This window comes from Oecophyllibacter saccharovorans (genome assembly GCF_006542375.1).
Classification (GTDB): domain Bacteria; phylum Pseudomonadota; class Alphaproteobacteria; order Acetobacterales; family Acetobacteraceae; genus Oecophyllibacter; species Oecophyllibacter saccharovorans.
This window is the reverse complement of sequence record NZ_CP038143.1, coordinates 1,459,038-1,475,232: the sequence shown is the minus strand read 5'-3', so window position 1 is coordinate 1,475,232 and position 16,195 is coordinate 1,459,038. Positions and strand designations below refer to the sequence as shown.

The 16,195-nt window shown below is 66.2% G+C and carries 14 protein-coding genes and 1 pseudogene; 5 read left to right on the top strand and 10 right to left on the bottom strand.

Annotation, left to right across the window (positions count from 1 at the left end; genetic code table 11):
- Nucleotides 1–9: 9 nt before the first annotated feature.
- The 8 genes and pseudogenes from tolR to secA all read right to left on the bottom strand — a co-directional run bounded on the left by tolR (nucleotide 10) and on the right by secA (nucleotide 7,774).
- Complete coding sequence (gene tolR / locus E3E11_RS06340; RefSeq protein WP_141451652.1) at nucleotides 10–444, bottom strand: protein TolR; 435 nt, start codon at nucleotides 442–444, stop codon at nucleotides 10–12.
- A gap of 5 nt (nucleotides 445–449) precedes the next feature.
- Nucleotides 450–1,181 (bottom strand): protein TolQ, encoded by a 732-nt coding sequence (gene tolQ / locus E3E11_RS06335; RefSeq protein WP_141451651.1) that lies wholly within the window; start codon nucleotides 1,179–1,181, stop codon nucleotides 450–452.
- 197 nt (nucleotides 1,182–1,378) lie between these two features.
- Nucleotides 1,379–1,840, bottom strand: a complete 462-nt coding sequence (locus tag E3E11_RS06330) for a YbgC/FadM family acyl-CoA thioesterase (protein ID WP_141451650.1) — start codon at nucleotides 1,838–1,840, stop codon at nucleotides 1,379–1,381.
- 15 nt (nucleotides 1,841–1,855) lie between these two features.
- On the bottom strand, nucleotides 1,856–2,980 hold the full coding sequence (gene ruvB, locus E3E11_RS06325; protein ID WP_141451649.1) for a Holliday junction branch migration DNA helicase RuvB: 1,125 nt from the start codon (nucleotides 2,978–2,980) through the stop codon (nucleotides 1,856–1,858).
- Nucleotides 2,980–3,600: a Holliday junction branch migration protein RuvA gene (ruvA, locus tag E3E11_RS06320; RefSeq protein ID WP_141451648.1), complete on the bottom strand. Its 621-nt coding sequence runs from the start codon at nucleotides 3,598–3,600 to the stop codon at nucleotides 2,980–2,982. Before ruvA ends, ruvB begins: the two co-directional genes overlap by 1 nt.
- 86 nt (nucleotides 3,601–3,686) lie before the next feature.
- Nucleotides 3,687–4,172: pseudogene (ruvC, locus tag E3E11_RS06315) on the bottom strand (crossover junction endodeoxyribonuclease RuvC); the annotation flags it as partial.
- A gap of 54 nt (nucleotides 4,173–4,226) precedes the next feature.
- Nucleotides 4,227–4,979: a YebC/PmpR family DNA-binding transcriptional regulator gene (locus tag E3E11_RS06310; protein WP_141451647.1), complete on the bottom strand. Its 753-nt coding sequence runs from the start codon at nucleotides 4,977–4,979 to the stop codon at nucleotides 4,227–4,229.
- A gap of 65 nt (nucleotides 4,980–5,044) precedes the next feature.
- The gene (gene secA / locus E3E11_RS06305; protein WP_141451646.1) at nucleotides 5,045–7,774 is read right to left on the bottom strand and encodes a preprotein translocase subunit SecA; all 2,730 of its coding nucleotides are present in this window, start codon (nucleotides 7,772–7,774) and stop codon (nucleotides 5,045–5,047) included.
- A 348-nt stretch (nucleotides 7,775–8,122) separates the two neighbouring features.
- Between secA and E3E11_RS06300 the strand changes: the two genes are divergently transcribed.
- The 5 genes from E3E11_RS06300 to E3E11_RS06280 all read left to right on the top strand — a co-directional run bounded on the left by E3E11_RS06300 (nucleotide 8,123) and on the right by E3E11_RS06280 (nucleotide 13,492).
- A complete protein-coding gene (locus E3E11_RS06300) occupies nucleotides 8,123–9,070 on the top strand; it encodes a peptidylprolyl isomerase (RefSeq protein WP_141451645.1) in 948 nt (315 codons plus the stop codon).
- A 71-nt stretch (nucleotides 9,071–9,141) separates the two neighbouring features.
- The gene (gene argJ / locus E3E11_RS06295) at nucleotides 9,142–10,392 is read left to right on the top strand and encodes a bifunctional glutamate N-acetyltransferase/amino-acid acetyltransferase ArgJ (protein ID WP_141451644.1); all 1,251 of its coding nucleotides are present in this window, start codon (nucleotides 9,142–9,144) and stop codon (nucleotides 10,390–10,392) included.
- A 251-nt stretch (nucleotides 10,393–10,643) separates the two neighbouring features.
- Nucleotides 10,644–11,921, top strand: coding sequence for an NAD(P)/FAD-dependent oxidoreductase (locus E3E11_RS06290; protein WP_141451643.1), 1,278 nt, complete (start codon nucleotides 10,644–10,646; stop codon nucleotides 11,919–11,921).
- A 135-nt stretch (nucleotides 11,922–12,056) separates the two neighbouring features.
- Nucleotides 12,057–12,827 carry a 2OG-Fe dioxygenase family protein gene (locus tag E3E11_RS06285; protein WP_141451642.1) on the top strand — a complete coding sequence of 257 codons (771 nt, stop codon included), beginning with the start codon at nucleotides 12,057–12,059 and terminating at the stop codon, nucleotides 12,825–12,827.
- A 92-nt stretch (nucleotides 12,828–12,919) separates the two neighbouring features.
- A complete protein-coding gene (locus tag E3E11_RS06280) occupies nucleotides 12,920–13,492 on the top strand; it encodes a hypothetical protein (RefSeq protein WP_141451641.1) in 573 nt (190 codons plus the stop codon).
- Between the two features lie 47 nt (nucleotides 13,493–13,539).
- Here the strand turns inward: E3E11_RS06280 and E3E11_RS06275 are convergent, their stop codons facing one another.
- Together E3E11_RS06275 and E3E11_RS06270 are read right to left on the bottom strand one after the other, a co-directional pair.
- Nucleotides 13,540–14,835 (bottom strand): glycosyltransferase family 4 protein, encoded by a 1,296-nt coding sequence (locus tag E3E11_RS06275; protein ID WP_141451640.1) that lies wholly within the window; start codon nucleotides 14,833–14,835, stop codon nucleotides 13,540–13,542.
- Complete coding sequence (locus E3E11_RS06270; RefSeq protein ID WP_141452192.1) at nucleotides 14,832–16,052, bottom strand: capsule biosynthesis protein; 1,221 nt, start codon at nucleotides 16,050–16,052, stop codon at nucleotides 14,832–14,834. Before E3E11_RS06270 ends, E3E11_RS06275 begins: the two co-directional genes overlap by 4 nt.
- Nucleotides 16,053–16,195 lie beyond the last annotated feature (143 nt).

Genomic DNA, 16,195 nt, shown 5'->3' with positions numbered 1-16,195 from the left:
GATGGTGCCTTAAGGCTCGCCGGCCGGCTGCTGGGCCAGAAGGGCCACATGGGTAAAGCCGCCTGACGTGATGCGCCCCATCAGCCCCATGACCTGGCCGTAATCGATCTTGGCGTCAGCGCGCACAAAGATGCGCCGGGTCGGGTCATTGTCGGAAGCCGCCTTGAGCCGGGCCACCAGGTCTTCAGGCGTGACGCGCTCATCGCCGAGATAGATCGTGCCATCGGCCTTCATGGAAACCGTGAGGGGCTTGTTGTCGTTGTTGACCGGGCTGGCACTGGTCTTGGGCAGGTCGACATTGACGCCGCTGGTCATCATGGGAGCGGCCACCATGAAGATGATCAGCAGCACCAGCATGACGTCAACCAGAGGCGTGACGTTGATCTCTGCTTCCGGCCGGCTGCGCCGACGGCGGCCGTTGCCCCCTCTTCCTGCGAGCGCCATGGGCCTCAGTTCCTCCCGGCGATGCGTTCTTCGGACTGGCGCGACAGGATGGCCGCAAATTCCGTGCCGAAGGATTCAAGCCGCTCGTCGAAATTATCGATGGCGCGGCTGAGCAGGTTGTAGGCGACATAGGCCGGAATGGCGGTCAGCAGGCCGAGGGCGGTGGCAAACAGGGCTTCGGAAATGCCCGGCGCGACCACGGAAAGATTGGTGTTGTGCATGGTGGCGATGGAGCTGAAGGCGTGCATGATGCCCCAGACCGTGCCGAACAGACCGACGAAGGGGGCCACCGGCCCGATGGTGGCAAGCAGCGTCATGTAGCGCGAAAGCCGGTCGTTCTCGCGCGCGATCGTGATGTTGATGGCGCGGTCGATGCGCTCCTGCGTGCTGCCGCGCGACATGTCGATGCCCGCAATGCGCGAGGAACGGCGCCACTCGCCCATGGCCGCGCCGAAGACGGCCGCCATGGGATTGGTCGGGCGCGCGCCTTCGCTGTCATAGAGGTCGTCAAGCGAGCCGCCGGACCAGAAACGGTCTTCAAACACCGTGGCCTCGCGGTTGACGCGGCGCAGGAGCAGGACCTTCTCGGCAATCACCGCCCAGACGAAGATGCTGCAGAGAATGAGCCCCACCATCACGATCTGCACCACGAGCGAGGCATGCAGGAAGAGATGGATGGGCGACAGATCCGTTGCGGCCACGGAGGCCAACGGGGTTGAACTTACTGGCTGGTCCACGCTCTGCTCTCTCCTGAATTCCCTGTAGACTGACACGGCCGCCTGCAGACTGGCGCAACCGGGAAGGGCGCGCCCGGATAATCGCCCGGCCGATCAATAGGTCAATGGCCCCGCAGGTCAACAGGGTCAAGGGGATCAACCGGCAAGAAGGCGCTTTGGGCGGAAAATCCTTCCCAGTGTGGCCTTAGAGTGTGACTTCAAGGGGCCAGCCGGGCCAGTTTCTGCAAACAATATGGCGGAATGCGGGCCGGCTTCATGCTGTCGGCATCCAGGCAGGCCAGCGTCACCTCCAGCGTGACGGCCAAGTGGCGCGCCGGCGCGTCTCCCTGCGGCCGGGGCCCGTTTCCCGGAGAAGGGTCGGGGTCAAGGCGGTAGATCCTCTGCACCAGCACAAGCCGCGCCCCGCGTATCTGGTCAAGCTCGGTTTCGACCAGCATCTCTTCGTCCAGATGCAAAGGGGCGTGGTAGTCGGCCCTGAGGGTGCGCACGACGAAGAGGCGGCGCTTCTGGCGTGCCAGCCAGCCCACAGGCAGGCCCAATGCGCGCAGGGCCTCGGCGCGGGCACGTTCGGCAAAGCCCAGGTAGCGGGCATGATAGACGACCCCGCCCGCGTCAGTATCCTCATAGTAAACCCGGAAGCGGCATTCATGGGCGGCCATGTCGGCAAATCCCCCTCAGAACAGGGTGGGCGTCGTGGAGGAAGCGGGCGGGGTCAGGCCCAGATAACGCCAGGCGCGCTCGCCCAGCATGCGTCCGCGCGAGGTGCGCAACACGAAGCCTTCCTGGATCAGATACGGCTCCACCACGTCCTCGAGCGTGTCGCGCGCCTCGGCCAGGGCGGCAGCCAGCGTCTCCACGCCTACAGGGCCGCCGTGATGGTGCTCGGCAATGCGGCGCAGGTAGCGGCGGTCCATGCTGTCGAGGCCCTGGGCGTCCACCTCCAGGCGCGACAGGGCGGCATCAGCCGTCTGGCGGTCAATCCGGCCCTTGCCGGCCACCAGGGCGAAGTCACGCACGCGCCGCAGCAGGCGGCCTGCAATGCGCGGGGTGCCGCGCGAGCGCCGCGCGATCTCGCCCGCCCCCTCTTCGGTCAGCTCCATCCCCAGCTTGCCTGCCCCGCGCAGCACGATCAGCCGCAACTCGTCGGGTGTGTAGAACACCAGGCGCAGCGGGATGCCGAATCGGTCCCGCAGGGGGGTCGCCAGCAGCCCGGCCCGCGTGGTGGCCGCAACGAGAGTGAAAGGGGCCAGGTCGATCCGCACGCTGCGCGCAGCCGGCCCCTCGCCGATCACCAGGTCGAGCTGGAAATCCTCCATGGCGGGGTAGAGAATCTCCTCAATGGCCGGCTGCAGGCGGTGGATCTCATCGATGAACAGCACGTCGCGGGGCTGCAGGTTGGTCAGGATGGCCGCAAGATCGCCCGCCCTCTGGATAACAGGGCCTGACGTTGCGCGGAACCCCACTCCCAGCTCGCGCGCAACGATCTGCGCCAGCGTGGTCTTGCCCAGCCCGGGCGGGCCGTGCAGCAGCACGTGGTCCAGCGCCTCGCCGCGCGCGCGCGCCGCCTCGATGAAGATGGCGAGGTTCTCGCGGCTGGCTTTCTGCCCGGTGAACTCGGCCAGGCTCTGGGGGCGCAGGGCCGCCTCAGGCGCATCCTCCTCCTGGCGCGCGCCATCGGTTTCCCGCCGGGAAGCGGCACCGGCCTGACGGGCCGGGCCTCCTGCGGCAGGACGGCTGCCCGGCAGGTCCACCCAGCCGTCATCATGACCCTGATCCTGACCGTGATCCTGCTGTGCCATCACCGCGCCAGCTCCTGCAGGGCCTGGCGGAGGATCTGGTCCAGCGTGGCGTCAGGCGTGTCAGCCATGAGACGGCTGACCACGGGCCAGGTCTCAGCACGGCGGAAGCCCAGCCCTTCAAGCGCCATCAGCACGTCTGCCTGCAGCCCTGCTTCTCCCCCGCCCTCGGCCAGCGGAGCCATGGCCCCAGTACCGCCGGCGCCGGCCAGGCCGGGCATTTTCGCAACCTTGCTGCGCAGTTCAGTGATGATGCGCAAAGCCAGTTTCGGCCCCACGCCCGCCGCCTGGGTGAAGGCCTGCTTGTCGCCCGCATTAACCGCCTGCAGCAGGGCCTGGGGCTGGTTGACCGACAGGATGGCCAGGGCCACGCGCGCGCCCACGCCCTGCACGGTGGTCAGCAGGCAGAACCAGTTGCGCTCCTCAGGCGTGGAGAAGCCGAAGAGCTGGATGGCATCCTCGCGCACCACCGTCTCGATCAGCACGCGCGCCACCTCAGGCGGGCGCGCCAGGGCGGCAAGCGTGTGGGTGGAGGCCGAGACCACGTAACCGACCCCGTTCACATCCACCAGGCAACGGTCCTGCTCGACCTGGCTCACCAGCCCCGTCAGCTGCCCGATCATCCCCTGCGCCTTTCCGGCAATCCCTGGCCCTGCGCGCCTATGCGCATTTCAGAGCCAGGCCGGGCCCCACCTGCCGCACCCAGGACCGCAAGGCGGCTGTGGCTGGCGCGGTGATGGGCGTGGCAGATCGCAATGGCCAGCGCGTCGGACGCATCGGCCTGCTTCATTGAAGCTGCAGGCAGCATCTGCCTGACCATCATGGCCACCTGCTCCTTGGTGGCCGCCCCGCTGCCTGTCACAGCACTCTTGACCGCGCGCGGGGTGTATTCCCCCACCACGATCCCCGCCAGGGCCGGCACCAGCAGCGCCACGCCGCGCGCCTGGCTCAGCTTGAGGGTGGAAGCCCCGTTGGGGTTGACGAACACCCGCTCCACCGCCGCCTCAGCCGGGCGGTAGCGCTCCACCAGCGCCTGCAGCCCTTCATAAAGCGCGCGCAGGCGCAGCGGCAGCGGGTCGCCGGCCTGGCTTGCCACCACCCCGTCCGCCACGTGGCGCAGCTGGCTGCCACGCGCCTCGATCACCCCCCAGCCCGTATAGCGCAGGCCGGGATCCAGCCCCATGAGACGCACAATTTCAAGACGATCAGCCAAGATTTCCCGGTTTCCGTTTTTCAGTAAGGGGCGCGCTCAGTCGGCGGCCAGGGCCTGCGCCACCTCGTCGGAGAGCTCGAAATTGGCGTAGACGGCCTGCACGTCGTCATTTTCCTCCAGCGTGTCGATCAGCTTGAAGACGGAACGGGCCTTCTCCTCATCCAGCGGTGTGGAGGTTTCAGGCCGCCAGTCCAGCTTGGCCGAGCGCGGCTCGCCGAAGCGCCCTTCCAGCGCATCGCGCACGCTGATGAGCGATTCCATGTCGGTGAGGATCTCGTGGCCGTCTTCGGTGGTCTCCACATTGTCGGCCCCGGCCTCGATGGCGGCCTCCAGCATCTCCTCCTCGCTGCCGGCCTCCAGCGGGTAGGTCACCACGCCGACGCGCTGGAACATGAAGGAGACGGAATTGGTCTCCCCCAGCGAGCCGCCATGCTTGGAGAAGGCGGCCCGCACGTCAGACGCGGTGCGGTTGCGGTTGTCGGTCAGGCCTTCGACGATGATGGCCACGCCGGCAGGCCCGTACCCCTCGTAGCGGACCTCCGCGTAATCCTCCCCTCCGGCAGCGCCAGAGGCCTTCTTGATCGCGCGCTCCACCGTGTCCTTGGGCATATTGACCTCACGCGCGGCGATCACGGCGGCGCGCAGGCGGGGGTTCATGGCAGGGTCGGGCAGGCCGGCGCGTGTCGCCACCGTGATCTCGCGGATAACCTTGGCGAACTGCTTGGCGCGCTTGGCATCCTGCGCCCCCTTGCGGTGCATGATGTTCTTGAATTGGGAATGGCCTGCCATGGGAGTTGCCTCTTGGTCCTTAATCTGTTGGGGAAAAATCCGTCTGGAAAATAAAAGTCAAAGTTTCAGCTGAGCCGGCCATGGCAGTGCTTGAACTTCAGCCCCGAGCCGCAGGGACAGGGTGCATTGCGCGGCGTGCCGGCGTTCCACTCAGCCAGGGTCTCGGCATCAACCACCTCGCTTTCCCCAGGCGCCAGAGCCGCAGGAGAGCCTGCCTGCTCAAAGCCCTCCTGCCCAAGGCCCATTTGTCCAGAGCCGGGTCCTTCACCAGGCAATGAAGGCGGGAAAGGCGTGCTCTCCTCAACGGGCGGCGGGGCGACGGCCTCCACGCGCGAGAGGGTCTGCATCACCTGGCGGCGCATCTCGGCAAGCATGGAGGTGAACATGAGGAAGGCCTCACGCTTGTATTCATTGAGCGGGTCGCGCTGGCCGTAGGCGCGCAAGCCGATGCCCTGGCGCAGCTGGTCGAGCGCGTGCAGGTGCTCTTTCCACACCCCGTCAAAGGAGTGCAGCAGCACGTGCTTTTCCACCAGGCGCATCATTTCAGGCCCCAGGGCAGCCGCCTTGGCCGCATGGGCCTTGAGCGCGGCCTCCTCGATGCGGGCGATCATGTGCTCCTCGTCCATCCCGTCCTCCTGCGCCCATTCCTCCACGGGCAGGTCGAGGTTGAGCACGGTCTGCAGCTCATCGTGCAGGCCTTTCATGTCCCAGGCCTCAGCAAAGGATTTCTCGGGGATGTGCGCTTCCACCAGGTCCTCGATCACGTGCTGGCGCGTCTCGGCGATGATGGGGGAGACGTCGCTCGCATTCATGAACTCGCGGCGCTGGGCATAGACCTCCTTGCGCTGGTCGTTCATGACGTCGTCATATTTCAGCGTGTTCTTGCGCATGTCGAAATTGCGCGCTTCGACCTTCTTCTGCGCCTTCTCGAGCGCCTTGTTCAGCCAGGGATGGATGATCGCCTCGCCTTCCTTGAGGCCCAGCTTCTGCATCATCCCGCCCATCCGGTCGGTGCCGAAGATGCGGATCAGGTCATCCTCCAGCGACAGGAAGAAGCGTGAATTGCCCGGGTCCCCCTGGCGTCCCGAGCGCCCGCGCAGCTGGTTATCCACCCGGCGGCTCTCATGGCGCTCCGTGCCGATCACATAAAGCCCCCCCGCCTTGTGGACGGTCTCGTGGTCAGCCTCCACGCGCGCACGCAACTGCTCGATCAGGTCCTGGTGGCGCGCCTCGTCGGCTTCATCCTCGCGCACGGCGTCAGCCATCATCTCCAGATTGCCGCCCAGCTTGATGTCGGTGCCGCGCCCGGCCATGTTGGTCGCGATCGTGATCGCACCCGGCATGCCGGCCTGGGCCACGATGCGCGATTCCTTTTCATGGTGGCGGGCATTGAGCACGTTGTGGGGCACGCCCTGCTGGCGTAGCAGCTGCGAGAGGTATTCGCTCTTCTCAATGGACGTGGTGCCGACCAGGATGGGCTGGCCGGTAGCGTGCACCTCCTTGATGAGATTGGCCACGGCCTGGAATTTCTCGGCAGCCGTGAGATACACCTCGTCATCGGTATCATGGCGGCGCACGGGCAGGTTGGTGGGGATCTCCACCACCGTGAGGTTGTAGATCTCGGCAAATTCATCGGCTTCCGTCATGGCGGTGCCCGTCATGCCCGAAAGCTTGGGATAGAGGCGGAAGTAATTCTGGAAGGTGATAGAAGCCAGCGTCTGGTTCTCCTGCTGGATCTCCACATGCTCCTTGGCTTCCAGCGCCTGGTGCAGCCCTTCGGAATAACGGCGCCCGTCCATCATGCGGCCGGTGAACTCGTCGATCAGGATCAGCTTGCCGTCGCGCACGATATAGTCCACGTCGCGCGCAAACAGCGTGTGGGCGCGCAGGGCCTGCTGGACGTGGTGCACCACCGCGACATTGTGGATGTCATAAAGCCCGCCCTCCTGCAGCAGCCCCGCCTCCTGCAGGAGTTCCTCGACCCGGTGGGTGCCTTCCTCGGTCAGGATGACGGTGCGGTGCTTTTCGTCCTTCTCGTAATTGACCGGGTCACGGACCAGCTCCTTCATCACCTCGTCAACCGCATGGTACAGGTCGGAGCTGTCCTCGGCAGGGCCTGAGATGATCAGCGGGGTGCGGGCCTCGTCAATGAGGATGCTGTCCACCTCGTCAACGATGGCATAGTTGAAGTCACGCTGGACCATCTCTTCCTGCGTGTATTTCATGTTGTCGCGCAGGTAGTCGAAGCCGAATTCGTTGTTGGTGCCGTAAGTGATGTCAGCCCCGTAAGCCGCGCGCCGCTGGTCGTCGGGCAGGTTGGGGATGATGACGCCCGTGGTCAGGCCGAGGAAGCTGTAGAGCCTGCCCATCTCGGCGGCATCGCGACCGGCCAGGTAGTCATTGACCGTCACCACGTGCACGCCCTTGCCGGTCAGCGCGTTGAGATAGACCGCCAGGGTGGCCACGAGGGTCTTGCCCTCGCCGGTGCGCATTTCAGCGATGCGCCCGTCATGCAGCACCATGCCCCCGATGAGCTGCACGTCGAAATGCCGCTTGCCCAGCACGCGGCGCGAGGCCTCGCGGCAGACGGCGAAAGCCTCGCATTGCAGCGAATCAAGGGAAGCCCCGTCTGCCAGGCGCTTGCGGAATTCAGCGGTCTTGGCGCTGAGCTCAGCGTCGCTCAGCGCCTGCATGGCGGGCTCGAGCGCGTTGATTTCAGGCACGCGTCGCTGGTACCCCTTGAGGAGGCGGTCATTGGCGGAGCCGAAGACGGCGCGGGCGAGGCGTGCGAACATGGAGATCCCTGACTGCTGGCGCTGGTTCCGCGGCCCGGCAGGAACGCGCCCGCATCTCTTGCTTGGCGGGCCGCGCCGGCAGCGCTGGGCCGGCGGTGACGTCCTGCTGCCTGTCCACCCGGGTCCTGCCGGGCGGGGGCGCAGATACTCATGGTCATGTCTGCTGGAAATAAGCACGCCCGCGCCCAGGGTCAAGCCGGGGCCAGGCCAGGACCGGGCGCCAGCATCGCGCCGACTATAGCCGACCATGACAGGAAACGCTTGCGGGCCGGGCCGGGCTTTGTCATGTTGGCGGGGTAGAAGTGTCTTTATAATATAATCTTCGCGATCCACAGCACGAGGTATTCCATGCGGCTTTCCCGCTCCCTGGCCGTCACGGCCCTGACTGCCTGCACGTTTCTTGCCGGCACCGCAGCCATCGCTGCCCCCGCCGCTCCGGCCAAGCCTGCCGCTCCGGCTGCCCAGCCGGCCCGCACCGCCAACCCCGACATGCTGATCGCCACCGTTGGCGGCGCGAAGATCACGCTCGGCGACATCCAGCGCGCCGCCCAGAGCCTGCCCCCTTCAGTGCGCCAGCTCAACATGAAGCCGGAACTTCTGCTGTCTCTCCTGGCCCACCAGCTGATCGACCAGAAGGTCGTCCAGATCATGGCCGAGAAGGAAAAGCTCGAAGACAAGCCCGCCGTCAAGGCCGCCATGACCGCTGCGGCCGACAACGTGCTGCAGAACGCCTATCTCGAGCAGCAGATCGCGCCCAAGATCAACGAAGCGGCCATCAAGGCCTATTACGACGCGCATTACGCCAACCAGAAGCCTGAGGAAGAGGTGCATGCGCGCCACATCCTCGTGGATTCCGAGGCGCAGGCCAAGGACATCATCAAGCAGCTCGACCGCGACCACGGCGCGAATTTCGCCAAGCTGGCCGCCACCCTTTCAGCTGACAAGGGCACCGCTTCGCATGACGGCGGCGATCTCGGCTGGTTCAAGAAGGGCGACATGATCCCGGCCTTCTCCAAGGCGGCCTTCTCGCTCAAGCCGGGCACCATCTCCCAGACCCCGATCCAGACGCAGTACGGCTGGCATGTCATCCAGGTGCTCGGCACCCGCATGGTGCCGGTGCCGACGCTGGAGCAGGCGCATGACCACATCAAGAACGAGCTGGTCCGCCAGGGCATCCGCCAGGTCATCGACAAGGCCAGCAAGGACGTCAAGGTCGTCTACTACAATGCTGACGGCAAGCCGATGGCCCAGCCGCCTGCCGCTGCCGCCAAGCCTGCTGCCCAGCCGGCCAAATAACCCCCTCTCCCAAGCGGCCCGGGCGCGCCCAACCGGGCCGCCCGGGCCCCGATCCGGAGCCTGAGCCTGCCATGGCCTCCACGTCATCCGGTGCGCCGCCCGTCTCTCCCCTGGCCCGCCCCCTGCCCGCGCTCTCTGCAGTGCGGGGCGTGCGGCTGGGCGCGGTCGCAGCAGGAATCCGCTACCGCGGCAGGCCTGACCTGATGCTGGCGGTTTTCGCCCCCGGCACCACCGCTGCAGGCGTCTATACGAAAAACCGCTGCCCGGGCGCGCCGGTCGTATGGTGCCGCATGGCCCAGGCAAGCTCGCCCACGGCACGCGCGCTGCTGGTCAATTCCGGCAATGCCAATGTCTTCACTGGCAGAAAGGGTGAGGAGACAGTCCGCCAGAGTGCCGGCGCGGTCGCCTCCATGCTGGACTGCCCCCCTGAAGACGTCTTTCTCTCCTCGACCGGCGTCATCGGCGAGGTCCTGCCCGTCCAGCCCATTCGCGACGCCTTGCCCGCAGCCCATCAGGCACTGAGCGAGGACGGCTGGGCCCAGGCTGCGCGCGCCATCATGACCACCGACACCTTCCCCAAGGCCGCCCGGCGGGAGACGCGCATCGGCAACACGCCCGTCGTGCTGCAGGGCATCGCCAAGGGCTCGGGCATGGTGGCGCCCGACATGGCCACCATGCTGGCCTATATCGTCACTGATGCCCGTCTGTCCCAGCCGGTGCTCCAGACCCTGCTGGATGAAGGCGTGCAGACCAGCTTCAACGCCATCACTGTCGATTCCGATACCTCAACTTCCGACACGGTCCTGCTTTTCGCCACCGGCCAGGCCGACAATCCCCCCGTCTCTTCAGCCGCTGATCCCCTCCTCAATGATTTCCGCACCGCCCTCGACAGCCTGATGGAAGAGCTGGCCCTGCTGGTCGTGCGCGACGGCGAAGGGGCGACGAAACTGATCGAGGTCTGCGTCGAAGGCGCTGAAAGCGACCACTCGGCGCGGCAGGTCGCACGCGCGATCGCCAATTCCCCCCTCGTCAAGACCGCTGTGGCCGGAGAGGACGCGAACTGGGGGCGCATTGTGATGGCCGTGGGCAAGAGCGGGGAGCCGGCTGACCGCGACAGGTTGTCCGTGGCCATCAACGGCATCTGGGTCGCCCGCCACGGCACGGTCGTCGAAGGCTATGACGCAGCACAGGTGGACGCCTCGATGAAGCAGCCTGAAATCCGTCTCACCGTTGATCTGGGCCTGGGCCAGGGAAAAGCGCGCGTCTGGACCTGCGATCTCACCCACGGCTACATCGACATCAACGGCTCTTACCGCAGCTGAGCGGGGGCGGCGTTCACGTTCTCGCGTGATGGCAAAGTAGGGGTTGTCACTCTCATAAGAGAAGGATAGCTGTAAAAGCGTACCAGATTAATAAAACGTCACTCAACGGACAGAATTCGACGGGTAGAATGACGGAGTCTGAGCGACTGAATTCGAACCGGCCAGAATCAAGCCTGACGGCATCGAGCCAGATTGGATCGAGCGAGACAGACCAGAGCGCCATGACTGCGCAGACGGAAAGGGAAATAGCCATGTCTTCCAAGACACGTGTCCTCATCCTCGGTGGGGGAATTGGCGGTATGGATGTCGCCATCGAGCTCCACCACACGCCTGACGTGCAGGTCACCCTCGTTGACCGCAACCCGGTGCATGTCTGGAAACCGGCGCTGCACGAATTCGCTGCAGGCACCCTCCCCACCCAGGGCAATCTCTTTCCCTTCACCAAGCTGGGCAAACGCTTCGGCTTCACCTTCGTCCAGGGCGCACCCGCTGCCATCGACCGGCAGGCCCGCACCGTCACGCTCGAAAACGGCGAAGTGCTCCCCTATGACAAGCTGGTGGTGGCCCTGGGCGCGCGCGCCAATGATTTCGGCACGCCGGGCGCGCAGGAGAACTGCTTCTTCCTCGACAACATCAATGAGGCCCACGCCCTCAACGAAACCCTGCGCCGCGACCTCAACCGGGCGCGCGAGACCGGCCAACGGCTGGAAGCGGTCATCATCGGCGGCGGCGCGACAGGCGTTCAGCTGGCTGCCGAGCTGTGCGAGGCCATTGACAGGGCGCCGGGCTTCGGGCGGCAGGAGCGGCAGAAGCTTCTCAAGCTCACCCTGATCGAAGCCGCCCCGCGCGTTCTGGGCCCCTTCCCCGAAAGCGTCTCGGCAGGCGTGCAGAACCAGCTGCGCAAGATCGGCGTGGACGTCATCACCAGCGGCATGGTGAGCGCCATCAAGGACAACGGCATCGAGCTCAAGGACGGCCGCTTCATTCCGGCAAGCCTCCGCATCTGGGCGGCAGGCGTCAAGGCAGCGCAGGCCACCTCGCTTTTCGAGGGGCTGGAGATGAACCGCGGCGGCCAGCTCGTGGTCACGCCCACGCTGCAGACCACCCGCGATGCGGACATCTTCGCCGTCGGCGACTGCTCCTTCATCGCCGCCCATCCCGTTCCCCCCACTGCCCAGGTCGCACGCCAGGAAGGGATCTATGTCGGCAAGACAGCCATTCCCGACGTGATCGCCGGGCGCGAGCCGCCGCCCTTCGTCTATCATGACCGCGGCGCGGTGGTGACCCTGGCCCATTACAACGCCTGGGGCATGCTGCCCAACCGCGAGGGCGGCAACCGCCCCTTCGGCGGCCACGGTCTCGGCACCTACGTGGCCGAGGTCCTGCATGAAGGCCTCTACCGCCGCCACCAGGTCGGCCTTTCAGGCTTCCCCACCGCGCTGAAAGCCGGTCTGTGCCACTTCTTCCATCCCCCCCGCCCCGACCTGAAGGCCCCTCAGCCCGGCAAGGCCGCTTCGCAGCTGCACTGACAGCCCGGCTCTTACAGCACAGCTCAGCACAGGCAGCGCCCTTGCCGCAGGGCCGGAGCGCGGCGCATAATGGGCGGGAAGGCCAGGCCTGCCCCTCCGGCAGGTTCCGCCTTCAGGACAAGTGGTAAGTGTGTCATGTCCCCTGCGCCCGTGCCTGCCGACCTCCTCACCCCCCTGCAGAAAGAGGGGTTCGCCTTTGTCCCGGCAAAGCTGAACCGGAAATTCCTCGAGGGCTTCGGACTTAAGGACTGGGCCGGCTTCGCTGAAAGCTGGAACCATCTCGGGCTGGACCGCTACATGGCCGATGGCGGCCATTACCGCCGCCGCCGCTACGCCACCTATTCTATCCCCTGCCTCCCGAAAACCGGGCCGGACGACAGGGCCCCTGCCAGGCCTGTCATTCAGCCCAAGCCGCCCCAGCCCCATTACCAGAGCCGCGACTACAACCCGCTCAACGGCGACATAGAACGCTGGTTCGCGCCCATCCTGCCTGAAATCAGCGCCCATCCCGCGCTGCAGGCCACGCTTCAGGCGGCGGGCGCGCTGGCGACAGAACTCACGCCGCCCGAGCGCCGGCCTGCCTCATGGCATGCGGAAGTGCACCAGTTCCGCATCGAAGCCGATACTGAAGGCCACGGCAAACCCACCCCTGAAGGCCTGCACCGCGACGGGGTTGATTTCGTTTTCGTCCTGATGGTGAAGCGGCACAACATCCGCGAAGGCGAGACCAGCATCACCGCTTTGGACCGTGAAACCCTGCTGGGCTCCTTCACCCTGACCGAGCCGCTGGACGCAGCCCTGGTCAATGACCACCGGGTCTTTCACGGCGTCACCCCGGTTGAAGCCCTCGCAGTTGGGCAACCTGCCTACCGGGATGTGCTTGTCGTCACCCTGCGTCATGAATAAAATCACCTGGCAATAAATTATCTGGCCCGAACCCTTTTCAGCCGGCCTGCTTCCTGCAGGCGCCACCCCCCTTCCGTGAGGAGACGCATCGCGTGACCCCTTTCTCCCTGAAACCGGCGCTTGCGGGCTTGCTGCGCGTCTCCAGCCACGCCGCTCCAACCGCCCTCGCCCTGGGTGGCCTCCTGCTGGCCTGCACGCTGCCTGCGGCCCCCGCCCTGGCCCGCAAAGCCACGCACCGCGCAAAAGCGCCGGCTGCAGCGCCGCAGGCGCCCCGCCCGGCTGGCCATCCGGTCGTGCTCACCGCTCATCCCGGCAGCGGGCTGGAAGCCGTGGCGCGCAGCCTGAGCGCTGATGAGCTCAAGGAAGCGGCCCGCCACCACGATCATCCCATTATCCTGACTGCCTCCGCCCCGCTCGCGCCCGGCCACAAGAACATGGCGCTGTTCGTGCAGCTGCAGTCAGCGGGCATGTGCGGCTCAGCCGGCTGCGCAACATCCGTTTTCCTGCGCCACGGCAAGAAGTGGGACAACGTGATTGATTCCGTCAATGGCGGCATGTCCATCCTGCCGACGCGCCACCAGGGGCTGTATGACATCCTGATCGACAATGACGACAAATGGATCTGGAACGGCAAAACCTACCAGGACACCCTGGGCGGCCATTAAGGCCTGCCGTAAGACCTGCCGTCCAGGCTGAAACCAGGGTCCGCCGTTCAGCCGTCCACCTGCTCCAGGGCCAGCGCCACGCTCTGGGGCCAGCTCACTGACTGCCAGCGCCCCATCCGCTCATGCTGGGCGCGGTAGAGCGGCCCCCTGGCGCTGAAATCCTCGATTGCCGCCTTCCAGCCCAGGCTGTCCAGCGGGTCGAGATAACAAGGTACCTCCTGACCCACCTCGCGAAAGACCGGCAGGTCCGAGCAGATCACCGGCACGCCCAGTGACAGCGCCTCCGCCAGGGGCAGGCCGTACCCTTCCCCGAAGGAGGGAAAAAGCAACCCGCGCGCGCCCTGCAGCAGAGTGACCACCTCTTCGTCCGACAGGTCCGAATGCTCCTCGACATGGCCCTGCAGGGCCGGGCAACGCTCGATCATGTCGATGATGTTCTCGTTCTCCCAGCCGCGCTTGCCCACCAGCAGCAGGCGCGGGATCTTGGGCCCGCCCTCCTCGGCCATCCGCCGCCACAGATTGAGCAGCAGCAGGTGGTTCTTGCGCGGCTCAAGCGTGCCCAGACAGACGAAATAAGGCCGTTGCCCGCTGTCAGTGTGGCTATCCATGCTCTTATCGACCGCAACAGGCTCGGGAGACCTGTTCCCATCGGGCTGGTGGGCGCGCAGATGCACGCCGTGCGGCACCACCCAGACCGGCACCTGCGCCCGTCTGTGCGCAGCCAGGCGCGACCTGACCTGGGCTGCTACCGCCTCGCAGGGCACGATCACGCCTTCAGCCAGCGTGGCGACCGTCTTCATCCGCGCCTCATGGCGCCGCGGCTCGCGCGGGCGGGCATATTCGGGGAATTCCAGCGGGATGAGGTCATGCACCATCGGCACGAAACGCGCCCCCCAGCGCTTCAGCGCCCGGCGGATGGGCTTGCGCGCGCCCAGGTGGTGGTGGGAGACGAGCAGGTAGACGCTGCCTGCCGGCAAGCGCCTGGCCCTGGCGCCCCCGCCTGGCAGGCGCGGCCCAAACAATCCCCCACCCAGGCCGCGACGCAGCAGCCCGCCGCGCAACCGGTCGGCCAGTTTCTTCGCGCGCTGGTGGGCTGCGCGTTCCCCGCGGTCCCAGCCTTCCAGCAGGGTGGCGATAAGGTTATGGGCGGTGGAAGGCGGCAGCAGGTCGCAGCCGGCGAGCGGATGGTAGGCTGCGAAACGGGTGCGCTCGGGATAATGCCTGACCAGGTGCACCGCATAGGCAAGCTCGACGCGGTCAATGCCGGTCGGCACCGCCTGGCCTGCACGGGCCATGAGGCGCGACAGGTCCAGGATGAAGACCGGCTCTTGGGGGGCGTTCATTCGCCCGCCTCCCGCTGCGCCATCTGGCGTTGCGACTTGGCCGCGAAGGTGAAGGGGCAGTGTTTTTCAAGCCTGACCAGGGCGGCATTGACCAGCTTGCTCAGCCCTGCATCGGAGAAAAACCCGCCCGGGATCAGACAGCGCTCGATCAGGACGCGCCGGAACGCGCCGAAAGTCTCTTCGTCAGGCGGAGGCGGGGCGTTCCAGAAAGTGTTCAGCGATCCCTGATAGGTGATGCCCGCCATGTCATAGACCGCATGGCCCAGCGTGATCACCGGCACGCCTGAAGCCAGCGCCAGGGTGCCGGTGGTGCTGTTGATCGTCACCAGCCCGCGCGCCGCCTGCACCACCAGGGCGATGTCGCCCACCTCCATGTAACGGACGCGCTCGGCAACCCCGCATTCCGCTGCGATCCGCGCTACGTATTTCCGCCAGTTGCGCACGCCGTTATCGAGAGGGTGCTCCTTGATGACCAGCAGCTGCTCGGCAGGCGCATGGTTGGCAAAGGAGGCGATCACCAGGCGGATGGCCTGGCGCAGGTCACTGAAGGGCGAGTGCAGGCGCACCTGCGCATCGGCATCGAGCTGCAGGGGAAAAAGCATGTATTCCCGCCCCTGAAGCTCTTTGAGCAGCCTGGCACTGCGCTTGCGGGCTTTGCCGCGGCGCGCCAGGCGGCGCAGCCAGCCCACGCCTTCAACCAATGGTGGCCAGGGACGGTGGTTGAGCGTGTGGGGATAGCGCCTCTTGCCCAGAATGGTTGCCGTGTTATAGACCACCCCCTCCCAGGCGCGGCGGCGGAAGGAGGAAGGCACCTTCATGTGGGGCGGCGGGGGCGGCAGGCGGGCAGCGGTGCGCCTGTACCAGTCCGGATTGCGCGGCAGGGTGGAATGGCCGTTGACGCCGCCCAGCTCCAGCGTCACCCAGTCAGGGCGGATATAGCCTTCCTCGAACACATGGACGGGAATGTGCAGCTCGGCACACAGGGCCGTGGCCACCCGGTGCTGCTGGCGGCAATCGCCAAACAGCAGGACATCGGTGATCTCATGCTGCTTGAGGATTGTGCGCAGGGTCTGGGGCCATTCCTCCATCGTGCCGGTGTAGGAAATGCCGTTGGGCAGTTGCCAGAACTGCTCGTCGCCGCCGTTGAAATTGACCTTCCACACCCCGTGGCCCCGCCGGCGAAGCCCTTCGCCCATCCACTGGAAGAAAGGGCCCATCAGCCCCTGGAGCAGCAGGAAGTTCCGGACAGGCCGTCCCTCCTCCTCAAGCTCCCTGTCCCAGTCCGGGGGCAGTTCCCCTTCCGCCAGAACGGGTTTCTCACGCGCGGGCAGACCTGAAGGGCCTGAAACTGAAGAGGACG